Source organism: Methylobacterium sp. C33D, from assembly GCF_053345825.1.
The window spans coordinates 183,549-206,871 of sequence record NZ_JBKFAV010000008.1 but is presented as its reverse complement, the minus strand read 5'-3'; the positions used below and the strand labels follow the sequence as shown (position 1 = coordinate 206,871).

19 protein-coding genes, 2 tRNA genes and 1 pseudogene are annotated in these 23,323 nt (G+C 70.5%); 8 read left to right on the top strand and 14 right to left on the bottom strand.

The annotated features are described in order from the left end of the window. The 4 genes and pseudogenes from ACLBXO_RS08760 to ACLBXO_RS08745 all read left to right on the top strand — a co-directional run. Positions 1 to 374 (top strand): annotated as a pseudogene (locus ACLBXO_RS08760) (PhnA-like protein); the annotation flags it as partial. A gap of 84 nt (positions 375 to 458) precedes the next feature. Beyond that, complete coding sequence (locus ACLBXO_RS08755) at positions 459 to 662, top strand: CsbD family protein (protein WP_331313123.1); 204 nt, start codon at positions 459 to 461, stop codon at positions 660 to 662. A gap of 95 nt (positions 663 to 757) precedes the next feature. Next, a complete protein-coding gene (locus ACLBXO_RS08750; protein WP_447685129.1) occupies positions 758 to 2,173 on the top strand; it encodes a TAXI family TRAP transporter solute-binding subunit in 1,416 nt (471 codons plus the stop codon). 64 nt (positions 2,174 to 2,237) lie between these two features. Beyond that, positions 2,238 to 2,714, top strand: a complete 477-nt coding sequence (locus tag ACLBXO_RS08745; RefSeq protein ID WP_331313126.1) for a YidB family protein — start codon at positions 2,238 to 2,240, stop codon at positions 2,712 to 2,714. A 16-nt stretch (positions 2,715 to 2,730) separates the two neighbouring features. Here ACLBXO_RS08745 and ACLBXO_RS08740 read toward each other — a convergent pair whose 3' ends face one another. The 10 genes from ACLBXO_RS08740 to ACLBXO_RS08695 form a co-directional block, all read right to left on the bottom strand. After that, positions 2,731 to 3,717, bottom strand: coding sequence for an ABC transporter substrate-binding protein (locus tag ACLBXO_RS08740; RefSeq protein ID WP_447685128.1), 987 nt, complete (start codon positions 3,715 to 3,717; stop codon positions 2,731 to 2,733). Positions 3,718 to 3,859: 142 nt separating this feature from the next. Next, positions 3,860 to 5,125: an adenylate/guanylate cyclase domain-containing protein gene (locus tag ACLBXO_RS08735; RefSeq protein ID WP_331313130.1), complete on the bottom strand. Its 1,266-nt coding sequence runs from the start codon at positions 5,123 to 5,125 to the stop codon at positions 3,860 to 3,862. After that, complete coding sequence (locus tag ACLBXO_RS08730) at positions 5,122 to 5,520, bottom strand: response regulator (protein WP_331313132.1); 399 nt, start codon at positions 5,518 to 5,520, stop codon at positions 5,122 to 5,124. Before ACLBXO_RS08730 ends, ACLBXO_RS08735 begins: the two co-directional genes overlap by 4 nt. Then, positions 5,517 to 7,556 (bottom strand): sensor histidine kinase, encoded by a 2,040-nt coding sequence (locus ACLBXO_RS08725; protein WP_447685127.1) that lies wholly within the window; start codon positions 7,554 to 7,556, stop codon positions 5,517 to 5,519. The genes ACLBXO_RS08730 and ACLBXO_RS08725 overlap by 4 nt, the downstream gene beginning before the upstream one ends. Beyond that, positions 7,553 to 8,530, bottom strand: a complete 978-nt coding sequence (locus ACLBXO_RS08720; RefSeq protein WP_447685126.1) for an ABC transporter substrate-binding protein — start codon at positions 8,528 to 8,530, stop codon at positions 7,553 to 7,555. Before ACLBXO_RS08720 ends, ACLBXO_RS08725 begins: the two co-directional genes overlap by 4 nt. Positions 8,531 to 8,667: 137 nt before the next feature. Further along, positions 8,668 to 10,977: a TonB-dependent receptor family protein gene (locus ACLBXO_RS08715; RefSeq protein WP_447685125.1), complete on the bottom strand. Its 2,310-nt coding sequence runs from the start codon at positions 10,975 to 10,977 to the stop codon at positions 8,668 to 8,670. Positions 10,978 to 11,032: 55 nt separating this feature from the next. Then, positions 11,033 to 11,365 carry a DUF2946 family protein gene (locus ACLBXO_RS08710; RefSeq protein WP_447685124.1) on the bottom strand — a complete coding sequence of 111 codons (333 nt, stop codon included), beginning with the start codon at positions 11,363 to 11,365 and terminating at the stop codon, positions 11,033 to 11,035. 85 nt (positions 11,366 to 11,450) lie between these two features. Beyond that, positions 11,451 to 12,833, bottom strand: a complete 1,383-nt coding sequence (locus ACLBXO_RS08705) for a PepSY-associated TM helix domain-containing protein (RefSeq protein ID WP_447685123.1) — start codon at positions 12,831 to 12,833, stop codon at positions 11,451 to 11,453. Positions 12,834 to 12,871: 38 nt separating this feature from the next. Continuing rightward, positions 12,872 to 13,183 (bottom strand): hypothetical protein, encoded by a 312-nt coding sequence (locus ACLBXO_RS08700; RefSeq protein ID WP_447685122.1) that lies wholly within the window; start codon positions 13,181 to 13,183, stop codon positions 12,872 to 12,874. Between the two features lie 208 nt (positions 13,184 to 13,391). Next, positions 13,392 to 13,465 (bottom strand) — tRNA-Gln (locus tag ACLBXO_RS08695). Positions 13,466 to 13,643: 178 nt separating this feature from the next. Between ACLBXO_RS08695 and ACLBXO_RS08690 the strand changes: the two genes are divergently transcribed. The 3 genes from ACLBXO_RS08690 to ACLBXO_RS08680 all read left to right on the top strand — a co-directional run bounded on the left by ACLBXO_RS08690 (position 13,644) and on the right by ACLBXO_RS08680 (position 14,859). Further along, positions 13,644 to 13,733: transfer RNA gene (locus ACLBXO_RS08690), tRNA-Ser, on the top strand. Positions 13,734 to 14,150: 417 nt separating this feature from the next. Further along, positions 14,151 to 14,357 (top strand): hypothetical protein, encoded by a 207-nt coding sequence (locus tag ACLBXO_RS08685; protein ID WP_447685121.1) that lies wholly within the window; start codon positions 14,151 to 14,153, stop codon positions 14,355 to 14,357. Between the two features lie 331 nt (positions 14,358 to 14,688). Next, on the top strand, positions 14,689 to 14,859 hold the full coding sequence (locus ACLBXO_RS08680; protein WP_331313139.1) for a hypothetical protein: 171 nt from the start codon (positions 14,689 to 14,691) through the stop codon (positions 14,857 to 14,859). A 672-nt stretch (positions 14,860 to 15,531) separates the two neighbouring features. Here ACLBXO_RS08680 and ACLBXO_RS08675 read toward each other — a convergent pair. After that, on the bottom strand, positions 15,532 to 15,795 hold the full coding sequence (locus ACLBXO_RS08675) for a hypothetical protein (RefSeq protein ID WP_331313140.1): 264 nt from the start codon (positions 15,793 to 15,795) through the stop codon (positions 15,532 to 15,534). Then, positions 15,795 to 15,941 carry a hypothetical protein gene (locus ACLBXO_RS08670; protein ID WP_331313141.1) on the bottom strand — a complete coding sequence of 49 codons (147 nt, stop codon included), beginning with the start codon at positions 15,939 to 15,941 and terminating at the stop codon, positions 15,795 to 15,797. Before ACLBXO_RS08670 ends, ACLBXO_RS08675 begins: the two co-directional genes overlap by 1 nt. 1,699 nt (positions 15,942 to 17,640) lie before the next feature. Here ACLBXO_RS08670 and ACLBXO_RS08665 point away from each other — a divergent pair. Further along, on the top strand, positions 17,641 to 19,524 hold the full coding sequence (locus tag ACLBXO_RS08665) for a Hint domain-containing protein (RefSeq protein ID WP_447685120.1): 1,884 nt from the start codon (positions 17,641 to 17,643) through the stop codon (positions 19,522 to 19,524). A 39-nt stretch (positions 19,525 to 19,563) separates the two neighbouring features. Here the strand turns inward: ACLBXO_RS08665 and ACLBXO_RS08660 are convergent, their stop codons facing one another. Together ACLBXO_RS08660 and ACLBXO_RS08655 are read right to left on the bottom strand one after the other, a co-directional pair. Continuing rightward, positions 19,564 to 21,237 carry a putative bifunctional diguanylate cyclase/phosphodiesterase gene (locus ACLBXO_RS08660; RefSeq protein ID WP_447685119.1) on the bottom strand — a complete coding sequence of 558 codons (1,674 nt, stop codon included), beginning with the start codon at positions 21,235 to 21,237 and terminating at the stop codon, positions 19,564 to 19,566. Next, the gene (locus tag ACLBXO_RS08655) at positions 21,234 to 23,072 is read right to left on the bottom strand and encodes an ATP-binding protein (protein ID WP_447685118.1); all 1,839 of its coding nucleotides are present in this window, start codon (positions 23,070 to 23,072) and stop codon (positions 21,234 to 21,236) included. The genes ACLBXO_RS08660 and ACLBXO_RS08655 overlap by 4 nt, the downstream gene beginning before the upstream one ends. Positions 23,073 to 23,323: the final 251 nt, after the last annotated feature.

Here is a 23,323-nt window from a genome sequence, read left to right as displayed (position 1 = left end):
CCGCCGGGCAGGACCCGCAGGCGGCCCGGGACGCGGCGGTGGCGGCGGTGAAGGCCGTCCTGACCGGCGACCCGGCCCAGAAGGAGCAGGCCAAGACCCGGGCGGCCGACGCCCTGGCCAAGGCGCAGGGCATCGCGCCGGACCAGGCCAAGGCGCAGATCGACGACTACCAGAAGCAGTACGAGCAGGCCGTGGCGACCGCCAAGCAGAAGGCCGAGGCGGCGGCGGTGACCGCGAAGTCGGCGGCGACCCAGGGGGCGTTCTACGCCGCCATCGCGCTGATCCTCGGCGCGCTGGCCGCCTTCCTCGGCGGCCGGATGGGCGCCCCGAAGCCCGCGACCCTGCTCGGCGCCTACGAGACCCGGCGCGTCTGAGCGTTCCACCGGCCCCCGCGCGGGACGCGGGGGCCGCCCCCGGCCGGGACGACCGGCCTCACCAGCGAAGCAGGAGCACACGCGATGAGCAGCACGACCGACAAGCTGAAGGGCCTGGCCAACGAGGCGGTGGGCAACGTCAAGCAGGCGGCCGGCAAGGCGACCGGCAACGACCGGCTGGTGGCCGAGGGCAAGGCGCAGGAGCTGAAGGGCGAGGCGCAGAAGACCGTCGGCGACGTCAAGGACGGCGCCAAGACCCTCGCCGACAAGGTCACCGGCAAGCGCTGAGCCTGACAGGGCGGCGCCGTTCCAACGGCGTCGCCCTCAGGCCCTTGTCCGGCAGGGTGTCGGTCCGAACCGCTCAACGCGCGAGAGCAGAGCCGATGCGGCGCTTCGCCAGCCTCTTCCTGCGTCAGGAATTCGTGTTTCTGGTGCTCGCCATCCTGCTGAGCGTCGGCGCGGGCGTGGCCTACTGGGTTTCCCGCGCCACCGTCCTGACGATCGCGGTCGCCCCCAAGGACGGGACGGAGCCGGCGCTGATCCAGGCCTACGCGGATGCCCTGGCCAAGCGCCACAAGGAGATCCGTCTCAAGATCCTGTCCTTCGACGACGTGCGCGACAGTGCCGAGGCGCTGCGCGACGGTCAGGTGGATCTGGCGATCGTGCGGCCGGACGTCGAACTCCCCGACAACGGCCTGACCCTGGCGATCCTCCGCGATCAGGCGATGATCATCGCCTCGCCGGAGGCGTCCGGGATCGACCGTTTCCCCGACCTCGACCGCAAGCGCCTCGCGATCCTGGCCCATCGGGACGCCGACGAGGCGCTCATCCGCGCCATGCTGGAGCATTACGGGTTGACGCTGGTCGCCACCGAGCCGGAAGGCGGTCTGCCGCCGCGCCACGTCGCCCTGATCGAGATGGCCGAGAGCGACCTGGGCGCGGCCTTCGCCCGGAGACGGGTCGACGCGGTGATCTCGGTCATCGCACCGACCGCGCCGACGGCCCAGCGGATCGTCGGCCTCGTCCAATCGGCCAGCCGCAACCGCAAGGTCTCCTTCGTCGACGTCGAGAACGCCGATGCGATCGTCGCCCGGCTGCCGCGGCTGCAGGTTGTCACCATGCCGGCCGAGACCTTCGGTGGCAGCCCCAAGGTACCGGCCGAGGACGTCCACACGGTCGGCGCCTCGTACCGGCTGATGGCGCGGTCGAACCTCGCCCGCTCGGTGGCGGCCGACGTCACCCAGCACCTGTTCGAGCTGCGCAGCGCGATGGCCAACGTCACGCCCGCGGCCGACTACGTTCAGGCTCCCGCCTACGACGGGACCGTCGGCGCGACGAGCGCGCGGCTGCCGATCCACCCCGGTGCCGTCGACTATTACGAGCGCGAGCAGCAGAGCTTCATCGAGCGCTACGAGACGTGGATCTACCTGCTCGCTTTCCTGGGCGGCGGCATCGGCTCCGCGCTCGCCTGGATCGGCCAGCGCCTGTCACGCCTGCGCCGCGAGCGCGTCGAGGAAGCGACCGACCGCCTGCTGCAGATCCGCCAGGAGGCGCAGGAGATCCCGGATGCCGGGCGGCTCGAGATGCTCGCCCGGGAGATCGACGATCTCGCGGGCGACATCGCCAAACATGCCCTGGAGCGACCGACCGAGGCCCGGACCATGTCGGCGGCGGCCATCGCCATCGACGCGGCCCGCTCGACCGTGAAGCGCGCCATCGCGGCCGGCCGGAGCGCGGATGACGGTCCGGCCCTCGCCGGCAGGGCCGTCACCGCCGACGCGGCCCAGACGCCGGCATGACCCGTTGCGGCGGCCCATCGCCGTACCACCCGGGCTTCGGCCCACCTGAAGGAAGGACGACGCCATGAGCAAGGGATACCCCTCGATGACCGCGCTGCTGGGCCTGCTGGCAGTGGCCGGCTACCAGAACCGCGATCGGATCGCCGAGTGGCTCGGCGGCCACGCCAAGGAGGCCGGGCGGTCACCCGCCCCGCAGGTTCCGCCCGCGACGGGGTCGACGATCCCGGCGAACCTGGATCGACTCCTCGGCGGCGCCAGCGCGGGAGGCGTCGGCGGCCTCATCGCCGGAGGCCTGACAGAACTGGTTGATCACTTCACCAAGGGCGGCCACGCCGAGACGGCGCAGTCCTGGATCAATCACGGCCCGAACCGCGACATCCCGGCCGCCGACCTGGAGCGCGCCATCGGGCCGGATACGCTGGCGGCCCTGGAGCAGCGCACCGGCCTGAGCAAGAGCGAGCTGCTGGCGCGCCTCTCGCGCGATCTGCCCTCGGCCATCGACCGCTACTCGCCGGACGGGCGTCTGCCGGCCTTCGGCTGATCCGCGACGGCGGCCGCTACTCGACCAGCTCGTCCACCGTCGCCATCAGCGACGGCGCGATCGTCAGCCCGAGGGCAGCGGCCGTCTTCAGGTTGAGCAGCGTGATGAAGCGCTCGCTCGCCTGCACCGGCAGGTCGCCGACCACCGCGCCGCGCAGGATCCGGTCGATGTAGCCCGCCGCCCGCTGCACGTCCTGCTCGACGCTGGTCGTGTAGGCGGCGAGGCCGCCGAGACGGACCGGCGCCGCGTAGGCGTAGACGGCCGGCAGGCGGTAGGTGGCTGCCAGATCCACGATCCGCTGGCCGTACACGCCGGTCACCGCGTCCGGCAGCGCGATGAGGCCGCCCTTCGGCTGGGCGGCGAACGCCGTGATCGCCGCGTCGATCTCGGCGGCGTCGTGCACGCCCGCGATCCGGGCGTCGATCCCGAGTTCGGGGCCGATCCGGGCGATCTCGGCCGTGTAGCCCGCGAGGCGCGCCCGGTAATCGGGATTGATCAGGGCGAGGGCCCGGGTGACGCCGGGGCTGAGTTCTCTGAGGAGCTGCAGCCACTTGCCGACGAGGACGATGTCGAAGTTGGTGAAGCCGGTGAGGTTGCCGCCGGGCCGCGACAGGTTGGTCACGAAGCCGCCGCCGACCGGGTCCTGGAGCATCATGAAGACGACCGGAACGGTCGTCGTCGCCCGCTGGAGCGCGGTCGCGCCGACGACGCCCTGGGCGAGCACGACGTCGGGCCGGCGCGCGAGGATCTCCTCCGCCTGAACGCGCATCCGCTCGGCATCGCCGTTGCCGTACTGCAGGTCGACGGCGAGGTTCTGCCCCCAGATCCAGCCGTACCGCTTCAGGCTCTCCTTCAGCGTGTCGACGATGACGGGAGAGTCGGGATGCGCTTCACCGTAGACCAGCAGGATCCCCAGGCGACGCTGACCGCGCGCCTGCCCCGAGGCGAGGGCCGGCCACGCGGCGGCTCCGCCGAGGCCCGCGATGACGTCGCGCCGTCTCATGCGCCGGTCTCCCGCCTTCACCATCTCCGAGCCGCGCCGATCGGGAGGAATCCGGCCGCGCGCTCCGCGACGGTAATAGGCGCTGCCTTAAGGCACGGCTATCGTGGCGGTGGACGGGCCAGCCCGGGCGTGAGCGCCGGGCTCAGCGGACCTCGACCCGGCTGCCGCTGCCGCCGTTCAGCAGGCGCTTCAGGTGGAACGCCGCGACCCCGTCTTCGGGGCGCAGCCCGACCAGGGCCGCGAAGGCCGGAAGGGCCCCGGCCTCACCCGCGTCGAGCTTGGCGTAGGCGTCCTGGTACTGGGCGAGCAGCGCGTCGCCGTAGGCGGCTTCCGTCAGGGGTTCGTAGGCGCGCAGCGCCGTCTGCTTGCCGCGCAGGAGCAGGTCGCCGAGGGGGCGGCCGCGGAACTGTCCGGCGCGGATCACGACGGCGTCGCTGACGCAGATCCGGGTGCCGAAGGCCTTGTTGGCGTTCTCCAGACGGGCGGCGGTGTTGATGGTGTCGCCGTAGGCCGTGTAGTCGAAGTACCGGCCGCCTCCGAAATTGCCCACGATCGCCGGGCCGGCATGGACGCCGATCCGCGTGACGCCGATCTCGATCCCGCGCTCGCGCCAGCGTCCGCGGAAGCCCTCGGCGGCCTCGTCCAGGGCGAGGGCGCAGGCCACCGCCCGGGCCGCGTGGTCCGGCTGGTCCCCCGGCGCGCCGAACAGCACGTGCAGGGCGTCGCCGACGATCTTGGCCACCGTCCCCTCGTGGGCGAAGACCACGTCGGTCATCTCGGCGAAGTAGCCGTTGAGGATCTCGGCGAGTTGCGCGGGGTCGAGGCTCTCCACCAGGCCGGTGAAGCCGGCGATGTCGGTGAACAGCGAGGCCACGTCGCGGCGGTGGCCGCCGAGCTCGAGACCGGACGCGTCCCCGGCGAGCCGCTCCGCCAGGTTCGGCGAGAAGTACCGGGCCAGGGAGGCGTGGGCCCGCTCGGCGAGCGATTGCCGCCGCCGCCCCTCGCGCAGGTCCTCGACGTGGCGCAGCGTCCGCTCGATCGTCGTCTCGAGGTCCGCGAAGTCGATCGGCTTCGTCAGGAAGTCGAAGGCGCCCCGGTTCATCGCCGTCCGGATGTTCGCCATGTCGCCGTAGGCCGAGACGATGATGATCGAGGGGCGTTCGGCGAGGTCCTGCAGCTTGGCGAGGAGCGTCAGACCGTCCATCCGCGGCATGTTGATGTCGGACACGACCAGGTCGACGTCGCGGCTCTCCGCGAGACGGTCCAGCGCCTCCTGGCCGTCATGGGCGAACAGGAACGTGACGAGGCCCTGCCGGATCTGACGGCGGAACTTCTGGGTGATCAGCGCCTCGAGATCCGGTTCGTCGTCGACGACGAGGATCTTGGCGCTCGGTGCGCCGGGCGTCATTCGGCCCCCGCGAAGGCGGTCAGCCGGCGATCGATCTCGGCCTTCAGCACGGCGAAGTCGATCGGCTTGGTGATGAGCCCCACGGCGCCGGCGGCGCGGACCTTCTCGCGCGTCTCGGCGTCGCCGTAGGCGGTGATCATGATCACCGGCACGTCGGGCCGCGCGGCGCGGACCAGGGGCAGCAGTTCGAGGCCGGTCATCCCGGGCATGTTGATGTCCGACAGCATCAGGATCAGGCTGGGCTCGTTGGCGCCGGTGATCCGCTCCAGGGCCTCCGCGGCCGAGTGCGCGAAGGCCATGGCGAAGCGTCCGGCCCGAAGCTCGCGGCGGAACTGCTGCCGGAACAGGTCTGTCACGTCGGGTTCGTCATCGACCACGAGGATCAGGACGTTCATGGCTGGCTCTCGGTCTCGGTCGCCGGCTCGGCCGCGGGATGCGGCGGCGCGGCCGGCGTAACACTCTGGCGCGGCAGGGTGATGATGAATTCCGTGAAGGCACCCGGTTCGGTGGCGACGTCAACCGTCCCGCCGTGCTGCTTGACGAGGATGTCGTGGCTCAGCGACAGGCCGAGCCCCGTTCCCTCGCCGGCCGGCTTGGTGGTGAAGAACGGGTCGAACATCTTGGCCTTGACGCTCTCGGGAATACCGGTGCCGTTGTCGCGCACCCGGATCTCGACGTGGTCGCCCCGGTCCCGCGTGGCGACCGCCAGCGTCGGTTCGTAGCCGGGCTCGCCGTTGGCCGCGCGCTTCTCGGTGGCGTAGAACCCGTTCGACATCAGGTTCAGGAGCACCCGCGTGATCTCCTGGGGGTAGAGGTCGGCGAGGCCGGCCGCCGGATCGTAATCGCGCACGAGGGTCACGTTGAAGCCGGGTTTCGCCGCACGGGCCCCGTGATAGGCAAGATTCAGGCTCTCCTCGACCAGCGCGTTGACCTCGACCGGGCGATGCTCGCCGGACCCGGTGCGCGAGTGCAGCAGCATGTTCTTGACGATCGAGTCCGCGCGCTTGCCGTGCTGGACGACCTTCTCGAGGTTGCCCTTGAGCAGGCCCGCGAGTTCCTCGACCTCGGCGCGCGTGTCCGGGTCGAGGGCGGTCGGTTCGAGCACCTCCCGCAGCTCGTCCACCAGCTCGTTGGAGAGCGAGGCGAAGTTATTGACGAAGTTCAGCGGGTTCTTGATCTCGTGGGCGATGCCGGCGGTCAGCTGTCCCAGCGAGGCGAGCTTCTCGGACTGGACGAGCCGGCTCTGCGCCCGCTGGAGATCGTCGAGCGACCGGTTGAGGTCGCGGGTCCGCTCCTCGACCTTGGCCTCGAGCGTCTCGTAGGAATCCTGAACGCGGCTCGCCATCGTGTTGAAGCGGTGCGCGAGGGTCTCGATCTCGTCGCCGGTGCGGATCTCGATGCGCTCGGACAGGTCGCCCGCACCGAACCGCTCCGCCCCGTCCTCGAGCTCGCGGATGGGCACGACCATGCGCCGGGCCAGGAAGGTGCCCGCCACCGCGGCCAGCAGGACGCCGAGACCCATCAGCGAGGTGGTCTGGATCACGGATTCGAGTGCCGGACCCATGGCGTCGCGCAGCGATTCCTGCACGAACACGATCCAGTCGACCCGCGGGATGGTGGCGTGGGCCGCCAGCACCCAGCCGCCGTCGAGGCCGGTGGTGATCTCGTAGTCCTGGCCGGCCATCCGGGAGCCGGGGAGCGCCGCCGCCACCTCGGGCAGGCCGGACAGATCGGTGTCGCGCAGGACGAGGCTGAGATCCGGGTGCGCGATCAGCCGCCCGGTCGCCGTCGTCACGAAGGCGTAGCCGTGCTCGCCGACATTGATCGCGCTGACCACGTCCCAGATCAGCTTCAGATTGACTTCCGCGACGGTCACGCCCGGGTCGCGGCCGGCATGGGCCACCGAGACGGTCATGTACGGCTCGGAGCCGCGCCGGAAGTAGACCGGGCCGAACCACGTCTTCTGGGCGAGCGCCTGGGTGAAACGCGGCGAGGTCGAGAAATCCTTCCCGCTGGCGACGGCGTCCGGCTCCAGCCGCGAGACGCGCAGCTGCTCTTTCCCGGCCGGATCGAGATAGGCGACCTCCGTGATGGCCGGAGCCTGGCGCAGCAGGCGGATGAAGTCGTAGCGCTGCTGCTCGGGGGAGACGCGCCGCCACTCGGCCCGGGTCGTCCAGCCGATCTGACTCTCGATCGAGGACAGGAAGGCGTCGACGCGCTCGGCGGCGGCGCGCGCCTTGGTGCGCTGCGTCTCGATCGCGGTTCGCTTGGCGTCCTGGTAGTTCAGCGTCAGGTCGACCGCGCCGTTGATGAGCAGCACCAGGCTGACGAGGCCCACGAAGGCCACCGCGAACTTCCCCGCGAGCGGCAGGCGGAACCAGCGCGGTGGGTTCGCGGCCGGCGGGGCGGCGAGCGGGCGCGGCGCCGTCATTCGACGATCTCGTCCGCCTGGGCGAGGAGCGCCGAGGAGATGGTCACGCCCATGCTGCGCGCGGTCTTGAGGTTCACGATGAAGTCGAATTTCGTGGGCGCCTGGACCGGCAGGGTCGCGGGATTCTCGCCGCGCAGGATCCGGCCGACATAGGCGGCGGCCCGGTGGACCGTCTCCACCGGGTCCGGTCCGTACGACATCAGACCGCCCCGGTAGGCGAAGCGCCGGATCGCGAAGACCGCGGGGACGCGGAGGCTCGTGGTGAGCGCGACGATCCGGTCGCCGTTCGCCTCGCTGAACGTGCCGGGCGCGACGATCAGGCCGCCGTCGCCCAGCCGCGCGAGATCGGCGATGACGGGCTCGATGTCGGCCGCCTTGTCGATCTTCACGACCACGGTCTCGATCCCGAGCGCGGCCGCGGTCGCGCGGAACGGCTCGGCGTAGAGGTTCTCGCCGCGGATCTCGGTGCTCGGATTGGACAGGAGCGTGACGCGCCGGAGGCTCGGGACCGCCTCCTTCAGGGCCGCCACCCATTTCCCGCCCAGCGGCGCCTCGTAGAGCGTGAAGCCGGTGATGTTGCCGCCGGGGCGCTGGAGGCTCTCCACGTACCCGAAGCGGACCGGATTCGAGGCGCCGACGAACACGATCGGAATCTGCTTCGTGAGGGCCGCCACGGCCGTGAGCTGCGCGCTGAGATAGGCGAAGATGACCGGCGGCTGCGCGGCCACGAGTTCGGTCGCGAGGAGACGCGTGCGCTCGCGATCCGCTCCGGTCCAGCGATCGTCGACCCGCTGATCCGGATGACCGTGATCGCGCAGGCCGGCGTGGAACGACTCGGCCAGCACCCGGCCCTCGGGATCGCCCTCCGCGAAGGGCCAGAGCGCCGCGACGTGGGCCTGACCCTGCGCCAGCACGGCGCGCGGCCAGCCGGCGAGCGCCAGGGGCAGCCCAGCGAGTACGGTCCGCCGCCTCATCCGACCCCCGCGCCCCATCCCCGCCCACGGCCCCGCCGCGCGGACCGGACCGTGCGCCTCGGCCGGCCCCTGCGGACGATCGCCGGAGCATAGTGCAAGCTCGACTTTGGCACCACGCGCGAGCCGTCGCGCGGTTATCAAAATGCCAGCCGCATGCCGCCGACGATGTTTCGCGGCGCACCCGCGAAGATCGACCCCGTGGTGGTTGCCAGCACGGCGGCGCCGTTCTGGAGGCCGGTCGCGCCGCTGATCCCGTTGGCGAGGTTCTGCGCGGAGGCGACGTAGGTCGTGTCGAACAGGTTGCGCACCTCGACGTACAGGCTCAGCCGCTTTGCGTAGCCGCCCGTCAGTTCCGTGGCGTAGTGCAGGTTGGCGTTGACGACCGCGTAGCCGGGCGCCTTCAGCAGGTTGGCGTTGTCGAGGTAGAAGTCGCCCTGGACGACCGTCTCGACGAACGCGCCGAGACCCGCGAGCGGGCCGCTCGGCACGTCGTAGCCGAGGCGGGCCAGGAGCTGGTGGGCCGGCACGCCCGGGATCCGGTTGCCCGCCCGGTCGAACGACCGCGTCAGGCTGCCGGCGCTGAGCTGCTCGGTGTAGCGGGTGTAGATCTGGTCGTCGAACGTGTAGGCCAGCGTCCCGCGCCAGCCGGGCGCGAAGGCCCAGTCGGCGCCGACCTCGACGCCGCGATGCTCCGAGGCCGGGGCGTTGAACGTGTAGGCGAGGAGGCCGGCCCCCGGCGATTGCGAGACCAGCTCGTTGCGGAAGAACTCGTAGAATCCGGTCACGCTGAAGCGGAGATCCGTCACCGGGCTCCACTCGGCGCCGAGATCGAAGCCGAGGTTCTCCTGCGTCTGGAGCTGCGTGTTGTTGCCGGGCAGGCCGGCCGGAGTGACGAACAGGTTGCTGGCGGCCGGCGTGGTGTAGCCGGTGGCGACCCGGCCGCGCAGCGCCCAGGCCGCGTCCGGCCGGTAGACCAGGGACAGTTCGGGAGCGACGTTGAGGAAGGACCGGTTCGCGTCCGCCACCGTGCGCGTCGTGCCGCCCGCCGCGTACGCGTAGGCGATGTTGCGCCCGGTGATCGCCGTGGTCTCGGCGCTCAGGCCGACGATCCCGGTCCACTGATCCGACAGCGCCAGTTCCAGACGCGCCCGGCCGCCGAGATTCGACTGCACCGCCACCTGATCGCCGATCAGGGTCCCCAGGCGCGGGCCGTCGTAGGGGGCCCGGTTGAAGGTGGTGATGTGGTTGTCGATCGTGTTGTAGGCGAGCGCGACGTAGCCGGTCGCCGGCAGGCCGAACAGGTCGCCCCGCCGGGTCAGGTCGGTCAGGAAGTTCCAGGACGGGTAGGAGCCCCGCGACGCGGTCGTGTAGAACGGCTGATCGAAGTTGCGCTCGTCGAAGCCGAGCTGCGCGCGCCACGTGGTGAACGCGTCGACGTCGTGCTCCCAGCGGGCGGCCACGATGGTCCGGCGGTCGTTGCGCCCGAAGCCGCCCTCGTCGGCCGTCACCGGCACGGTCGCGCCGAAAGCCCCGTTCCGGAACAGGTTGAAGGTGGTGCAGCCCGGGGCCGCGCTCGCCGCGGCGGCGCAGCCGCGCTGGTACGGGTTGATCCGGTACTGGGCCAGGGACGCGCGGGCGGGCAGGTTGGCGTCGAGCGTGTTGTTGATCACCTTCAGGGTGAAGCGGTTGTCCGGCGTCGGGGTGTAGCTCGCGAGCAGATTGATGGTCTGCGTGTCGTAGCTGGCGTGGTCCTGGTAGCCGTTCGCGCGGACGTCGCTGGCGAACAGGCTGATCTCGAACGGGCCGCTGACGCCGCCGACGGTGAAGTAGTTGCTGAGGTAGCCGAAGCTTCCGGCATCCACCCCGATCTCGTAGCCGGCGATCTCCCGCCCGGTGCGCGTCCGGAACGCGATGGCGCCCCCGGTGGCGTAGTTGCCGAAGAGCGGCGATTGCGGCCCGCGGAACACGTCGATCCGGCCGTAGGCGCGGGGGTCCGTGAGGTCGAAGCGCGACGCCCCGTCCGGCTGGGTGAGGATGAAGCCGTCCTCCAGGACCACGGTGTTCTTGATCACGCCGGTGGAGCGGGCGTTGTTGCCGCGGATCGAGATGACCACGTCGCGGCCGCCGTTCCCCTGCCGCACCGTGACGCCGGGGCTGTTCACCAGGACCGAGCCGATGGTGGTCGCCGGCCGGTTCGCGATCGTGTCGTCGCGGCCGATGCCGGTGACGATCTCGCCCACCGGGTGCTCGATGACGGATGGCGCGGAGCCCGGCGGCGCCGCCACGCCGCGGGCCGGCGCGGCGGGCCGGCCCGCGGCGGGCGCGGCCTCGCCCTCCACGGAGAGTTCCTCGAGGGTGACGGCGCCTTGGCCGAGGGCGGGGAGGGGGCTTCCGGCGAGCAGGAACGCGAGGACGGCGCCGCGCAGGGCAGTGGGATCGGAGGTCATCGGAATTCTCGTCTGATCATGGGGCGGGCGGCACAGCCGCCCGGAGGACGGGCGATCAGGCGGGACGGGGCGGCCCCCGGGGCTGGCCGATGACGGCGGGGACCGATGTGGCCCGGTCGGGGTGCGGGATCGGCCACGCCACCGCGGTCCAGCGCAGGCGGCGCGCGAGACCGGGCGAGGCCGGCAGGGGCGGCGGGACGGCGCCGGCGCGGCACAGCCCGCAGAGGGCGCAGGATCCCGTCGCCGGCGCGTGCGGGCCGACGGTGAGGGGCTCGGCCAGATCCGGCGCGTGCCCGCACAGGATCTGGCCGGGCAGCGCCCCCCGATCCGCCTGCGCCATCCGGAGCGCGACGGCCGGTGCCAGCGCCTGGATCCAGAGCGCGAGCACGATCAGGATCGCGCCCGGGAGGCCGGGGCGCCCGCGTCTCAGGCGTGGAGGAGGTTGCACGGGCACGGCGCCCGCCCGGACCGGTTCAGCGCGCCCACCGCTCTCGGAGCCGGCCCGCGGCGAGGTCGAGGCCGACCATGGCGGCGATGGCGAGGCCGGTCAGCGGGAACAGGGCCCCGAGCCCGAGAATGATCCCGGTCACCGTCGCGGCCACCCGCCGGTCGCGGGGCCAGGGCGGCACCCCGACGCCGCCGGCCGGGCGCCGCTTCCACCACATCGTTCCGGCGGTGACGGCCAGCAGGATGGTGGCGAGGCAGAAGCCGAGCATCGCCAGCTGGTTCGCGCGCCCCCAGTGCTCGCCCTTGTGGATGCCGATCCCGTACTGGATCGCCCGGCCGACGGGTCCGAGATCGCGGAAATGCACGTCCACCAGCGGGCGGCCGGAATACTGGTCGAGGGTGATGACCCGCTGCCCTGTGACGTCGCGCGGGTAGATCGCGGCGGCGTAGACGCCGTCCGCCCCGACGGGCAGGGCCAGCTCGAAGCCGGGGGGCATACCGAGCCGCCGGAGGATCGCGACGGCGTCGTCGATCCCGACGCTCGCGGCCGCGGCCGCGGCCGGCGCGGAGCGCGGCACAGGCGCGTCCTGCAGGATCCACCCGGCGTCCTCGAGCCGGTCGCGCAGGGGCACCGTCGAGACCGGCCTGTTCGCCCAGAGCGCGGCCGGCTGCCCGAGGCCGGCGGCGTTCGACCAGGCGCGCAACTCCTGTCCCCACCAGATCGACCAGGGCAGGCCGGTCAGCGCCAGGAACAGCAATCCGCCGCCGGCCACGAACCCAGTCACGGCGTGGAGGTCGCGCCACCAGACGCGCCGTCGCGGGCCGGCGCGCACCGTGACGACCCCGCCCGCCCGGCCGCGCGGCCACCAGAGATACGCGCCCGTCAGCACCAGGACGATCGCGAAGCCCGCGACGATCTCGATGACGGCGTTCGCCGGCGGTCCGATCAGCGCGAGGCTGTGCAGACCGCGGACGACGGTCATGAACTCGCGGTCCCGGTCCACGCGGTCGAGCACGTCGCCCGTGTAGGGATTCAGGTAGACGTGAAGCCGGCGATCGCCCGATGCCAGCGTCACGCGCGCCGCGGCATCGGGTGAGGCCGGGTCGGTGTAGGAGACGGGGGCCGCGTCGGGCACGGCCTGCAACGCGTTGAAGATCAGCCGGTCCGGGCCGATCGGCTTTGTCGCCAGGGGCGCGACCCGGGTCCTGTACGCGAACAGGCTGCCGTTGATCTCGTCCTTGAACAGGTAGAGCGCGCCGGTGGCCGATAGGCTGATCAGGAACGGCAGGCACAGCAGGCCGGCGTAGAAGTGCCAGCGCCAGACGGCGCGATAGACGGCGTCGCGGCACAGTCGCCGCGGGGCGGCCGCCCCATATGCCGGGGCGTCACCGCGGAGAACAATCGACATGTTGGGGTTCCGGGCCTGAACGATCGGGGGCGGGATCGTCAGGCCCTCGGCGGACCTCGCGCGGAGCCGGTCGATGCCGGCGGGCCGGTTGTCGGGAGCTCGGATTCGGGGCGCCACGCGCAGCGCGTCGCGGGCGCGGCAGGCCAGGCGGCCGCGATCGGGTCGAAGGTCGGCAGCGCCAGCGCGCCGGCCTGCACGGCCGTGCAGCACGGATGGACGTGCACCACCGGGCCCGCGGGATCGCCCGAGGCGTGCCCGGCACAGATCACCGCGTCCGGATCGACCCCGGCTCGCGCCGGAATGGCGAATCCCAGGAAGGCTTGGAGCAGCAGCGCGTAGAGCGCGACCAAGCCGATGGTCGCGCGTCCTCGACTCGTGAGAGGCTGGCCCCGGCGCATGGGTCGATCTAGGCGGCCGCGCCGCGGCGCGTCAACGGCCGGCCGCCGCGGGACTGTGCCCGACCCCTGTGCCGAGGATCGCTGCACGATGAGAGGTGGATGTGCCCGATGCGGATGATAAAAAAACCCGCCGGATCTGGGATCGGGCGGGCCGGCGCGGTGGCTGGGGGACCTGGATTCGAACCAGGACTAGAGGAGTCAGAGTCCACCGTTCTACCGTTAAACTATCCCCCAATCAGCCGTGAGCCCTGCGCATCCGGTGTCGAAGATGGCGGGGCGACGCCCGCAGCGCATCGAGCGGCTCCGGGCGTGGGCGGTGAGATAGGCGGAATGTTTCGGGAGGTCAACCGGTTGTTCTGCTGTTGACGCAACCTCCGCCGCGGCCGTAACCGTGAGGCCGCGGATGCCGCCAGGAAGGGTGGCCGAGTGGTTTAAGGCAGCGGTCTTGAAAACCGCCGTGGGGGCAACTCCACCGTGGGTTCGAATCCCACCCCTTCCGCCAGCGGGCATTGATCGGGACGAGAGATTTCCGCCGGTCGGCGATTGAGTTCACCATCGGCCCCCACCAGCTCGCGGGGCACGATGGCCAGGGACCTCGCGACCGTCTCCGGGTCGCGCCGGGCCGCCGCGGTCAGCGAACGGGAGATCGACGCCGCAGTCGACACCGCGCTGGCGGATCCGGCGTCCGTATAGGACCCGCTCATGAGGTTCTGGACCCTCGGTCTCGTCGCGAGGCTCCGCACCAACAGCAGGCTGGCTGCGGCCCTGACCACTGACGAGCGGGCGTAGGGACGCAACATGGTCCGGACCGCGACCTTGCTGGCGCAGCCGCTCGAGGGGTGAGCCAGCGCATCACCAGCGACGCCGATCAGCGGCCCTGGTTCTCCGACAACAGGGGCTTGGTGCCGGTTTCTGCCCCGTGCTGGTCGTCGTCACTGTCCGGCAGGTCAGCCGGTTTGAGGGCTCCCGCCCGATCTTCACCTGCGGTGGGATCGATGGCGGCGATCGAGAGATGGTCCAGTCCGGCATGACGGCATGCTTGGCCGATGCAGGCTCGCAGGCCGCGCAGAGCCACTGCATCCGCCCCGTCCACATCCTGTCGTGCACCGACGAGCGGTGGCGATGACGCCACAGCGCAGCGGGGCCTGGCCGCGCCAGGCCGCCCGCCCGCGCGCGCTCGCAGCGCCGATATCCGAGCCGTCCACGGCCACGGAGCTCGCCGAGCACCCTCGGCTATCCGGCCGGGAGCGGGGCCTGCACCCCGCCCGCTCGAACCCGCCCCGATCTGCCTGCGGGGATTGGGGGCGTCCGATCTCCCCGGCGCGCGCCGGGCCGACGCGCAACGCGGCTCGACGGAACGACGGCCGATGGCGACGATCGCGGCCGAGCCGAGCGACACCAATCCTTAAGCTTACCGGCTCATTGTCGCCGTCTCGCTCCGGCTGCCGGTATCACCCATGACCTTCGCATTCCTGGTCGCCCTGATCGCCGGCGCGCTGTGTCTCGGGGTGCTGTCGGCACTCCTGCCGTTCAGGCAACGCCGCGAGGAGATCGAGCTAGCCCCGATGTTTGACGATGAATGGTTCGACGTGGGTGGTCCCATCATCGATCTTGAACCGATCCGCTGAACGGCATCGCGGCGGATCTATGCACCGTCATCGCCCATGAGAAGAAAGCCCGCGTTACCGGGTCGGGCAGGTCGAGCGGAGGCGCGCCATGGACCCTCAACCATTCACGATCGGTACCGAGGCTGAAGCTCAGGCGTATCTGGTCGACCTCCTCAAAAACCCGAAGAACCGGTCCATGAGCGAGATTGCGAGGCACTGTGCCTTGCGCGTCAGGAATCCGAAGATCAAGGCGTACTTTCTGACCGAGGGCGCCAATATGCTCGCTGAGATGAGGACGTAGATCAGAAGCGAGAAAAGTTTTCGCTGACGGAACGGGCAGGCTTCTCACCTGGGGCCTGATGGCGGCGCGGTACCCAGGGGTTCGCCGCTCTCGTTGGAAGCGAGTACCCGGCCGGGGGAGCTGCAGTCACCAAACAGCCGCGGCGCTGTCGAGGCCTTCACTCCGAGAGGCTGTGAGCGCGCCAAACGCAGCTCCATCGGATACGCCTCAAGGAATTCGCCCGAGAAGGTCGGAGCATGCGCCGGGCACGCGCGGTCCCTGCGATATCGCGTACTCAACCAGACCGTTGGAGAAAGGCCACAAGCTGGCGATCGGTGCCTGACCAGGGTGAAGCGGCGGTCGGCCGACGCGTCGCGCCGAGCATCGCCGAACCGCCCCGAAGCGAGGCGATCCTACGCGAGTGCCGGCTGGCGACTGATCTGCGGCGCGGCCGGAAGCGCTTCCTCTGACGGCGCTCCCCCAGGACCGTCGGTCGCCACGATGAGATCGGCTTCCGACAGCGCGCGACCATCCGGATCGAGTACGGTGATGTCACGGTATCCTTGGGACGTGAAATCTCTCAGCTTCCGCAGCGCCCAATCGACAGTCGGACACTTGTAGGTCGTGATTCCGTTCGATCTCGCGCCACGGACAACATAGAAGCGGCGCGAGTCCATCAAACATCTATCCCAGCTGCGCCAAGAATTGCCCGCTGCTTCAAGATGTTGATGCGATGCGTGCGGATGGCGTTATCCAAGTCGCCCGCGCCAGGATCGTTCCCATCACGCAAGGTGGCGGCGGCGATGGCGAGAGCCTCGATCACGTGTTCGTCCAGCGCAATCGAGAGCGCAATTCTGCACCGAAGGCGATCGGCGCGGATATCCGTGGGTTTCGGGTGCTCCGACATAGCTGCTTAACGGCGGCTGTCGGGAATTGTTCGAGGTGTGGCCGCGGAGGAGCGCTGACAGACAAGTTCGCGTGACCGAACGGGAGTTACCGCACCTGTGAGCCGGGAGGCCTTTCCGGATCTCAGCCTCCGGAGAGAGCGATCGATCCGGATGGATCATATCGCGGCGGCACGCAAAGAGAAGCCCGGCTCACCGAGCCGGGCTGGCTGAGTCATCGCTGATGGCAACTGACTTCCAAGTCGCCAGGGCCGTCTGTAGCCCAATGGAGCCCTGATGAAACACGCAAATGAGGTATATGCAGTTTAGACCCGTGTGTTTGACTGCGTAGACGCCTTCTGCGGCGGCGTACGTCCGCCTTCCTCGACCCGGAGCACATTCTCGCCACGTTGCGACTCGCTGCTGGAAGCCGCGCCCTCGACGCTCTCACCCATACGGGCCCGGAAGGCCTGATGCTCCGGCGCACCCCTGTCGGCAGCGAGAAGGGCCACCGGGGCGATGTCGGCGACATGGCCGCCCGATGCTCGCGAGCGGCGCGGTCGAACAGGTCGATGTAAGGCTTGTTGCGCAGTTCGGTGGGGAAGGCCGGATCCAACGGTATCCTGGCATCACCCGGTGTCCGGCGTCCAACTCGGAACCTCCCAAGTTGCAGCGATCCTCGGTCGTTCACCGCATGCTGGGGAACCTCCGCGTCGGAACCTTCGGTTGTCGGTCGCGCTGTTCCCGCGAGGCCGAATGCCATGACCATTCCCGGTTCCCCGACCCCCGATCCCGGCAGTCCCGATCTGCCAACGCCCGGCGAACCGCCGCCGCGCGAACCCATGCCGGGTGATCCGCCTGCACCGCAGCCGCCGTCCGACCCTGTGCCGGGCGATCCCGCGGGACCAGATCTCCTACCTGGCGATCCCGTCGGTCCGGGAACGGTCATGTGATCCGCCATCGACCGGTGTCACAGAACCTCGCGCGCGGGCTGGCCCCGGCGCGCGCGATCGCGCGACGCCCGCGACTACGTCTCGGCACTCGCTCTGGCGGCTGTCATCGCCTCCTGGTGCCGATCGAGACCACACCTTTGATCGACGGTAAAAGACGCTGATCGATCGGTTTCCGGCAGCGATCCCGTCCGCCGCCTTCGGACGGCATCGACGGGCGCCGGGCGTCGCGCGCCCCAGGGCCAGCGCAGTCCGGCCCGGCTTGCAGCAGATCCAGCGGTTTTCTGAGGGTCTGGCCGAGCGCCGGCGCGAGGCTCAAGGATCGCGTTCGCCCTCTGTCCGCCACGGATCGTCGCTTGTCGGACCCGGCACGGGCCACAGGGCGGTCGAGTACGGACTCTCGCCGCGGCGTCCGGATCGATCCTCGATGAATCTGGGCGGGAGCGCGCCCGTCACCGATTAGCGCCGCGTGCGCGACACGGCTGGTCAGCCTTAACCGGGTCATCTTTCCCTGTTCAGTCGCGCCACGCGGCGGGCGGCGGATCAGACAGCGGCCTGTCGCGGCCGATGCTCTTTTCGCCGGCGCGAAAAATAGGACATCCTTAACCATTCGCGGATTGCTTGTGAGCAATCTTGATTAGACAGCGCGCCACGTCCGGCGAACCAGAACGGTGATGAGACGGCGTCGATGGTTGATCTGACTGGCTATCGTCTGACTTACGACGACGAGTTCAACGCGCGCAGCATCTCGCAGAACGGCGTCGGGACTTCTTACCGCGATATTCGCGCCGAGTGGCGGTACGACGCCAACTCCGACATTGGCTTCGGCCGGTCCTCGTTCCTCGATTCCAGGTCCGGTTACGATCCCTTCAGCGTCCAGAACGGTGTCCTGACGATCACCGCGGCCCCGCCCGGGACGAGCGCGTCCGGCTATCCGGGGAGCTGGCAGTCCGGCCTCATCAGCACGCAGGGCAACTTCTCGCAGACTTACGGCTACTTCGAGATCCGCGCGGATTTCTCCGACAATCCCGATGCCTGGGACGCCTTCTGGCTGCTGCCGAATCAGCAGAGCGCGCAGTCGAGCAGCGCCAACGGCCACCAGGAACTCGACGTCGTCGAGCATTACGGAAACAACGATCGCGGCGTCTACAGCACGATCCACACGACCGATCCGCAGCCGGCCGGAACGACGTGGCAGCAGACGCGCCAAGTCTACAGCGAGATGCCCAATCCGACCGGGTATCACACCTACGGCATGAACTGGCAGGCGGATCGCATCAGCTTCTACGTGGACGGTCAGCTCGTCGGGTCGCAGGCGACGCCGTCCGACCTGCACAGCCCCATGTATCTGCTGGCCAACTTGGCCGTGCAGAGCACGGCGACGACGGGCACCCGCTTCAGCTCGAGCATCGACTATATCCGCGTCTACTCGAACAATCCCAACGCTGTCGCGGTGCCGCAGGATCGCGTGTCGTCGCCGGATGGCCGGGATCCAGGCCTGTACGGGGCGACGGCCGGTTTCCGGTCGGGCGCCGGCGCGGCCGGAACCCAGCCGGGCGCGGCCGGGTCGAACTCCGGTTCGACGGCGCCTGCATCGGGCGCCAACGGGTCGAATGGATCTTCTCAATCGTCCTCCGGCACAGCTCAAGGGACCGCGGCGCCCGGGAACGCCCCGTGCTACTGCACCGGCACCTCCATCAGGACCGACCGCGGCGACGTCGCTGTCGAGCGGCTCGCGGTGGGCGACAGGGTCGTCACGGCCGCGGGCCTGCATCGGCCGATCCGCTGGATCGGTCGCCGCACCTATCCCGGATCGTCGGCGCCGCCGACCGGGCGGCCGGTGCGCATCCGGGCCGGCGCTTTCCACGACGGCGTCCCCGCCCGGGACTTGCTCGTCTCACCGGACCATGCCGTTTGGCTGGACGGGCTGTTCGTCGCCGCCGGCCACCTCGTCAACGGCACCAGCATCACCCGCGGTGAGGCGGTGATCGATCTCACCTACTGGCATGTCGAGCTCGACAGCCACGACCTGCTGATGGCGGAGGGCACGCCGGCCGAGAGCTTCCTGCCCATGCCCGGCATTCGCCGGCTCTTCGACGGCCCCGGTGCGGAGGACCGGTCGATCGATCCGCGACCCTACGCGCCGCGGATCGGGCTCGGTCCCCCGCTCGTCGCCCTGCGCAGGCGGCTGATCCGTCGCTCCGGCGCGGCGTCGGCGCCCGCGCAACCGGGCGCGATCCGGGCGTGGCTGGATCGCTGCGTGTTGCGGACGGACGGCGCGCTGCGTGTGGCCGGATGGGCCCACGATGGCGCGCAGCCCGGCGCACCCGTGTGCCTGGATATCGTGGTCGACGGCACGATCGTGGCGGTGACGGTGGCGGCGGAGTACCGCGCCGACATCGCGGCGGCGGGCGTGGGTGACGGCCGGCACGGCTTCGACCTCGGCGTCGACGCGCCCCTCAGCCGCGGGGTGCCGCACGTGGTCGAGGTGCGCCGCTCGGCCGACGAGGCGGTGATCTGCGCCATGGCCGCCGACGCGGCGGGCGTGTGGCGGCCCCTGCTGGCCGCGTAGCCCGCCGCGTCCGGGGCGGCGACCGCCGTTCGTCGGACGTCAGGCGCGCCGCGTCAGGCTGGACGTGCGCAGGTCCGACGCGCGACTGCGCGTGGCGGGGACGCGCGATCCCGACATGCGCGGCGGCTCTGCCTGCCGGATCTGATCGAGCAGCAGCGGGCGCGCGAAATAGTAGCCCTGGGCGCAGCGGATCTGGGTCGCGCCGAGCAGGTAGGCGACCTCCTCGAAGGTCTCGACGCCCTCGGCGACCACCGTCATGCCGAGCGCCGCACCGAGCGACTCGATCGCCTTCAGGACGATCTGGCTGCGCGGTCGCTTGTCGATATCGGTGATGAACGAGCGGTCGATCTTGAGCTCGTCCGCGGTGATGTCCGCGAGGGCCGCGAGAGACGAGTAGCCGACGCCGAAATCGTCGATCGACACCCGCGCGCCGATCGCCCGGATCTTGGGCAGCACCTCGCGCTGGAAGTGGCCCGTCGTGAAGAAGGCCTCCTCGGTCAATTCGAGCACGAAGCGCCGCGCGAGTCCGGTCTCGCCCAGGGCCGCGCAGAAGGCGGCCATGAACGGCACGTCGCACGCCTGCTTGGCGGCGATGTTGAGGCTCACGGTGACCTCGGGTCCGAACACCTCGTCGATGTCGGGCATCGCCCGCACGGTCTCGGACAGCAGCTGCAGGGTGATCTCGTTGATCAGACCCAGTTCGATGGCGAGGGCGATGAAGTCGCCGGGCGCCTGGATCATGCCCAGCTCGTCGCGCCAGCGCAGGAGAACCTCGACGCCCGTGACCGCGTGGGAGCGCATGTCGACCTTCGGCTGGAAGGCGCAGCAGAAGCAGCGGTCGCGGATCGCCAGGCGCAGGCGCTGCTCCACGGCCATCCGGGCCGTGGCGGCTTGGCTCATCGCGTCGTCGAAGACGCTGACGCCACCCTTCAGCTCACCCTTGACCCGGTACATCGCGTTGTCGGCCTGCCGGGCGAGCGTCTCGTAGCTGTCGCCGTGCTCCGGGAAGAGGCTGAGGCCGATCGAGGCGGAGGCGAAGATCTCGTGCCCGTCGATGAAGAACGGCTGCTTCAGGCGCCCCGAGATGGCGCACACCGCGGCCAGCGCCTCGGCCCGGTCGGCCACCGGGGCGAGCAGGAGCACGAACTCGTCGCCGCCGATCCGCGCCAGGAGGTCGCTCGGACGCAGCGCGCCGCCGATCCGATCGGACACCTTGCGCAGCAGGGCGTCGCCCGCGGCGTGGCTGTAGTAGTCGTTGATGTGCTTGAAGTTGTCGAGATCGATGAAGGCCAGGGCGAACCGGTCGCCCGGTGCCGATCCGGCCAGAACATCCGCGATGCTCTGCTCGAACATCGTCCGGTTGGGCAGGCCCGTCAGGGCGTCGATGAAGGCCTTGGTGATCAGCTCCCGCTGGATCCGGTGATGGTGCGTGACGTCCGTCAGGGTCGTGAGCGTGAAGCCGGCCCGGCCCTCGGCGACCGGCCGCGTCTGCACCTCGAAGATCCGGTCCTCGACCGCCACGACCGCCTCGACCGTCGCGGCGTCGCCGGCCGCGGCGGGGAGCGCCTGGACGGCCCTGTTTCCGAGGGCGCGCGCGGCGGCGTTGGCCAGGACGCAATGTCCGCGATCGTCATGTACCACGACGCCGACGGGTAGCGCCTGGATGGCGGCCTCGAGCAGGGTTTGACGCTCCTGGGCAGCGGCCTCGCTCATGCTCCGCCCTGCTGCCACAGCGGCTTGGCAGGCTGAGCGCCGGTCTGACCATCGCTCTGGAACGGGTCGCCGGCCTCCAGGGGGCGGCGGAGCAGACGGCGATGCACCTGCTCGAGGGCGGCGCCGTGCGGGCTGTCCGGGCCCGCCTCGCGCCCGCCGCGGACCGCCGCGCCCGGATCCGCGTCGTGGCCGGCGACCTTGTTCATCGTTGCGCCCCGCCAGCGCTCGACGACGGCACCCACGAAGGCCGCGCCCGCGACGGTCGCGCCGTCCTCCGCGGCGCGGCCGCTCGCGTCGTTGCGCGGTTGACGCGCCGACGGAAGCGGCCGGAAGGTCATCCGCGCCGGGATCGGCACGCCCTCGCCGAAGGCGATGACCTCGCCGGTGCCGAGCGACGGCACGAAGGTGAGCAGGTTGGTGGCGTCCGACACGGCGGCGGCCAGGAAGGCCTGGTCGCGCGCGTTGGTCATCCGCATGGCGAACAGGGTGCTGCACTGCGACATGATCGTCGCGTCGAGCTCGGCCGGGCGCTGGGTGATCAGGCCCAGATGGACGCCGTGCTTGCGGCCCTCGCGGGCGATCCGCGCCAGGGCACGGCGGGTCGGCGTGAAGCCGACCGAGCGGTCGGCCGAGGCGAAGCGGTGGGCCTCCTCGCAGACGAACAGCAGCGGGACGGCGCCCTCGCTCCAGATGCCGAACTCGAAGGCGAGGCGGCACAGCACGCACACGACGGCGTCGACCACCTCCATGGGCAGCCCGGCGAGCTGCATGATCGTCATCGGCCGCCCGTCGGGATCGAGCCGGAACAGGTGCGCCAGGATCTCGCCCATCATGTCGCCGCCGACATTGGCGTTGTCGAACATGAAGCCGTGCCGGGGATCGTTCCGGATCGCCTCGATCCGGGTGATCAGCCGGTGATAGTGCATCCGCGAGACGCGGTTCTCGAGCCGTCCCATACGCTCGTCGATGAGTGCGAGCAGGTCCTGCAGCATGTAGGGGACGGGCGTGTCGACCGTGTAGCCGGCGCCCTTGCCGAACGACCGCTTGACGATCTGGCGGTCGCTCGCTTCCTTGTACTGCCCGTACTTGCTCTTCGCGAGGGGGATCGCCTCGGCCAGGATCTCGATCTCCTCGTCGACGGCCGGACGGCCGCCGTAGATGACGTCGGCGATCTCCTCGAGGTTGAACAGCCAGAACGGCAGCTTGAGGGTCCTCGGGCTGATGACGCTCGCGCGGTCACCGAAGCTGGCGGCGTACTCGTTGTGCACGTCCAGCAGGAAGACGCGCACGGCCGGCCTCGCCCGCATCACCTCGTCCAGGATGACGGTGACGCCGCTCGACTTGCCGACCCCGGTGGCGCCCAGCACCGCGAAATGCTTGGACAGCAGGTCGTCGATCTTGATGCAGGCCGGGGTGTCGGGGTCCTGATAGAGCGCGCCCACGGCCGCCGTATTGGTCGCCGACACTTGGTGGACGATCCGGAGCTCGGCGGCGGACAGGAGTTCGACGGTATCGCCGATCGCCGGATAGCAGGTCACGCCGCGGCTGAAGCGCTGCGCGCCCTGAGTCGCGACGATCTCGCCGAGCAGATCGAGACTCGCGAAGGCGCCGGGCCGGTGGCCCTGCTCGCTGCCCGAGGACAGCGTGGTCACGATGCCGACGAGCACCGCGTCCCCGGCCCGGATCCGGACCAGATTGCCGACCGTGACCCGCACCCTGGGCCGCCCGTTCTGCACGAGGAGCTCCAGATGAACCTTCGACCCCTCGATCGATGTCACGGCGCCCATGTTCGACGCGGCCACGTCGTGCCGGACCGTTCCGTCGCCGCTCAACATCGCCCGCACTCTGCTCCGACAAGAATCGACGCGATATTGGGCGGCGCTGATTAAAGTTCTGACAAAGAGCGAGGCGCGGCGAAACAATGCTTAACCGATGCCTTACGGATCCAGAACATCGGCAAGGTTGTCTTGAGCCGTCGCCGCGACGATTGCGGCTTCGGCCCTGCCATGGCGGCGATCTGCGGGCCCAGACACGCGACGCGGCCTGGTTCGAGGGGCGGCGATCGACCTTCGGACCGTGTCGCGGG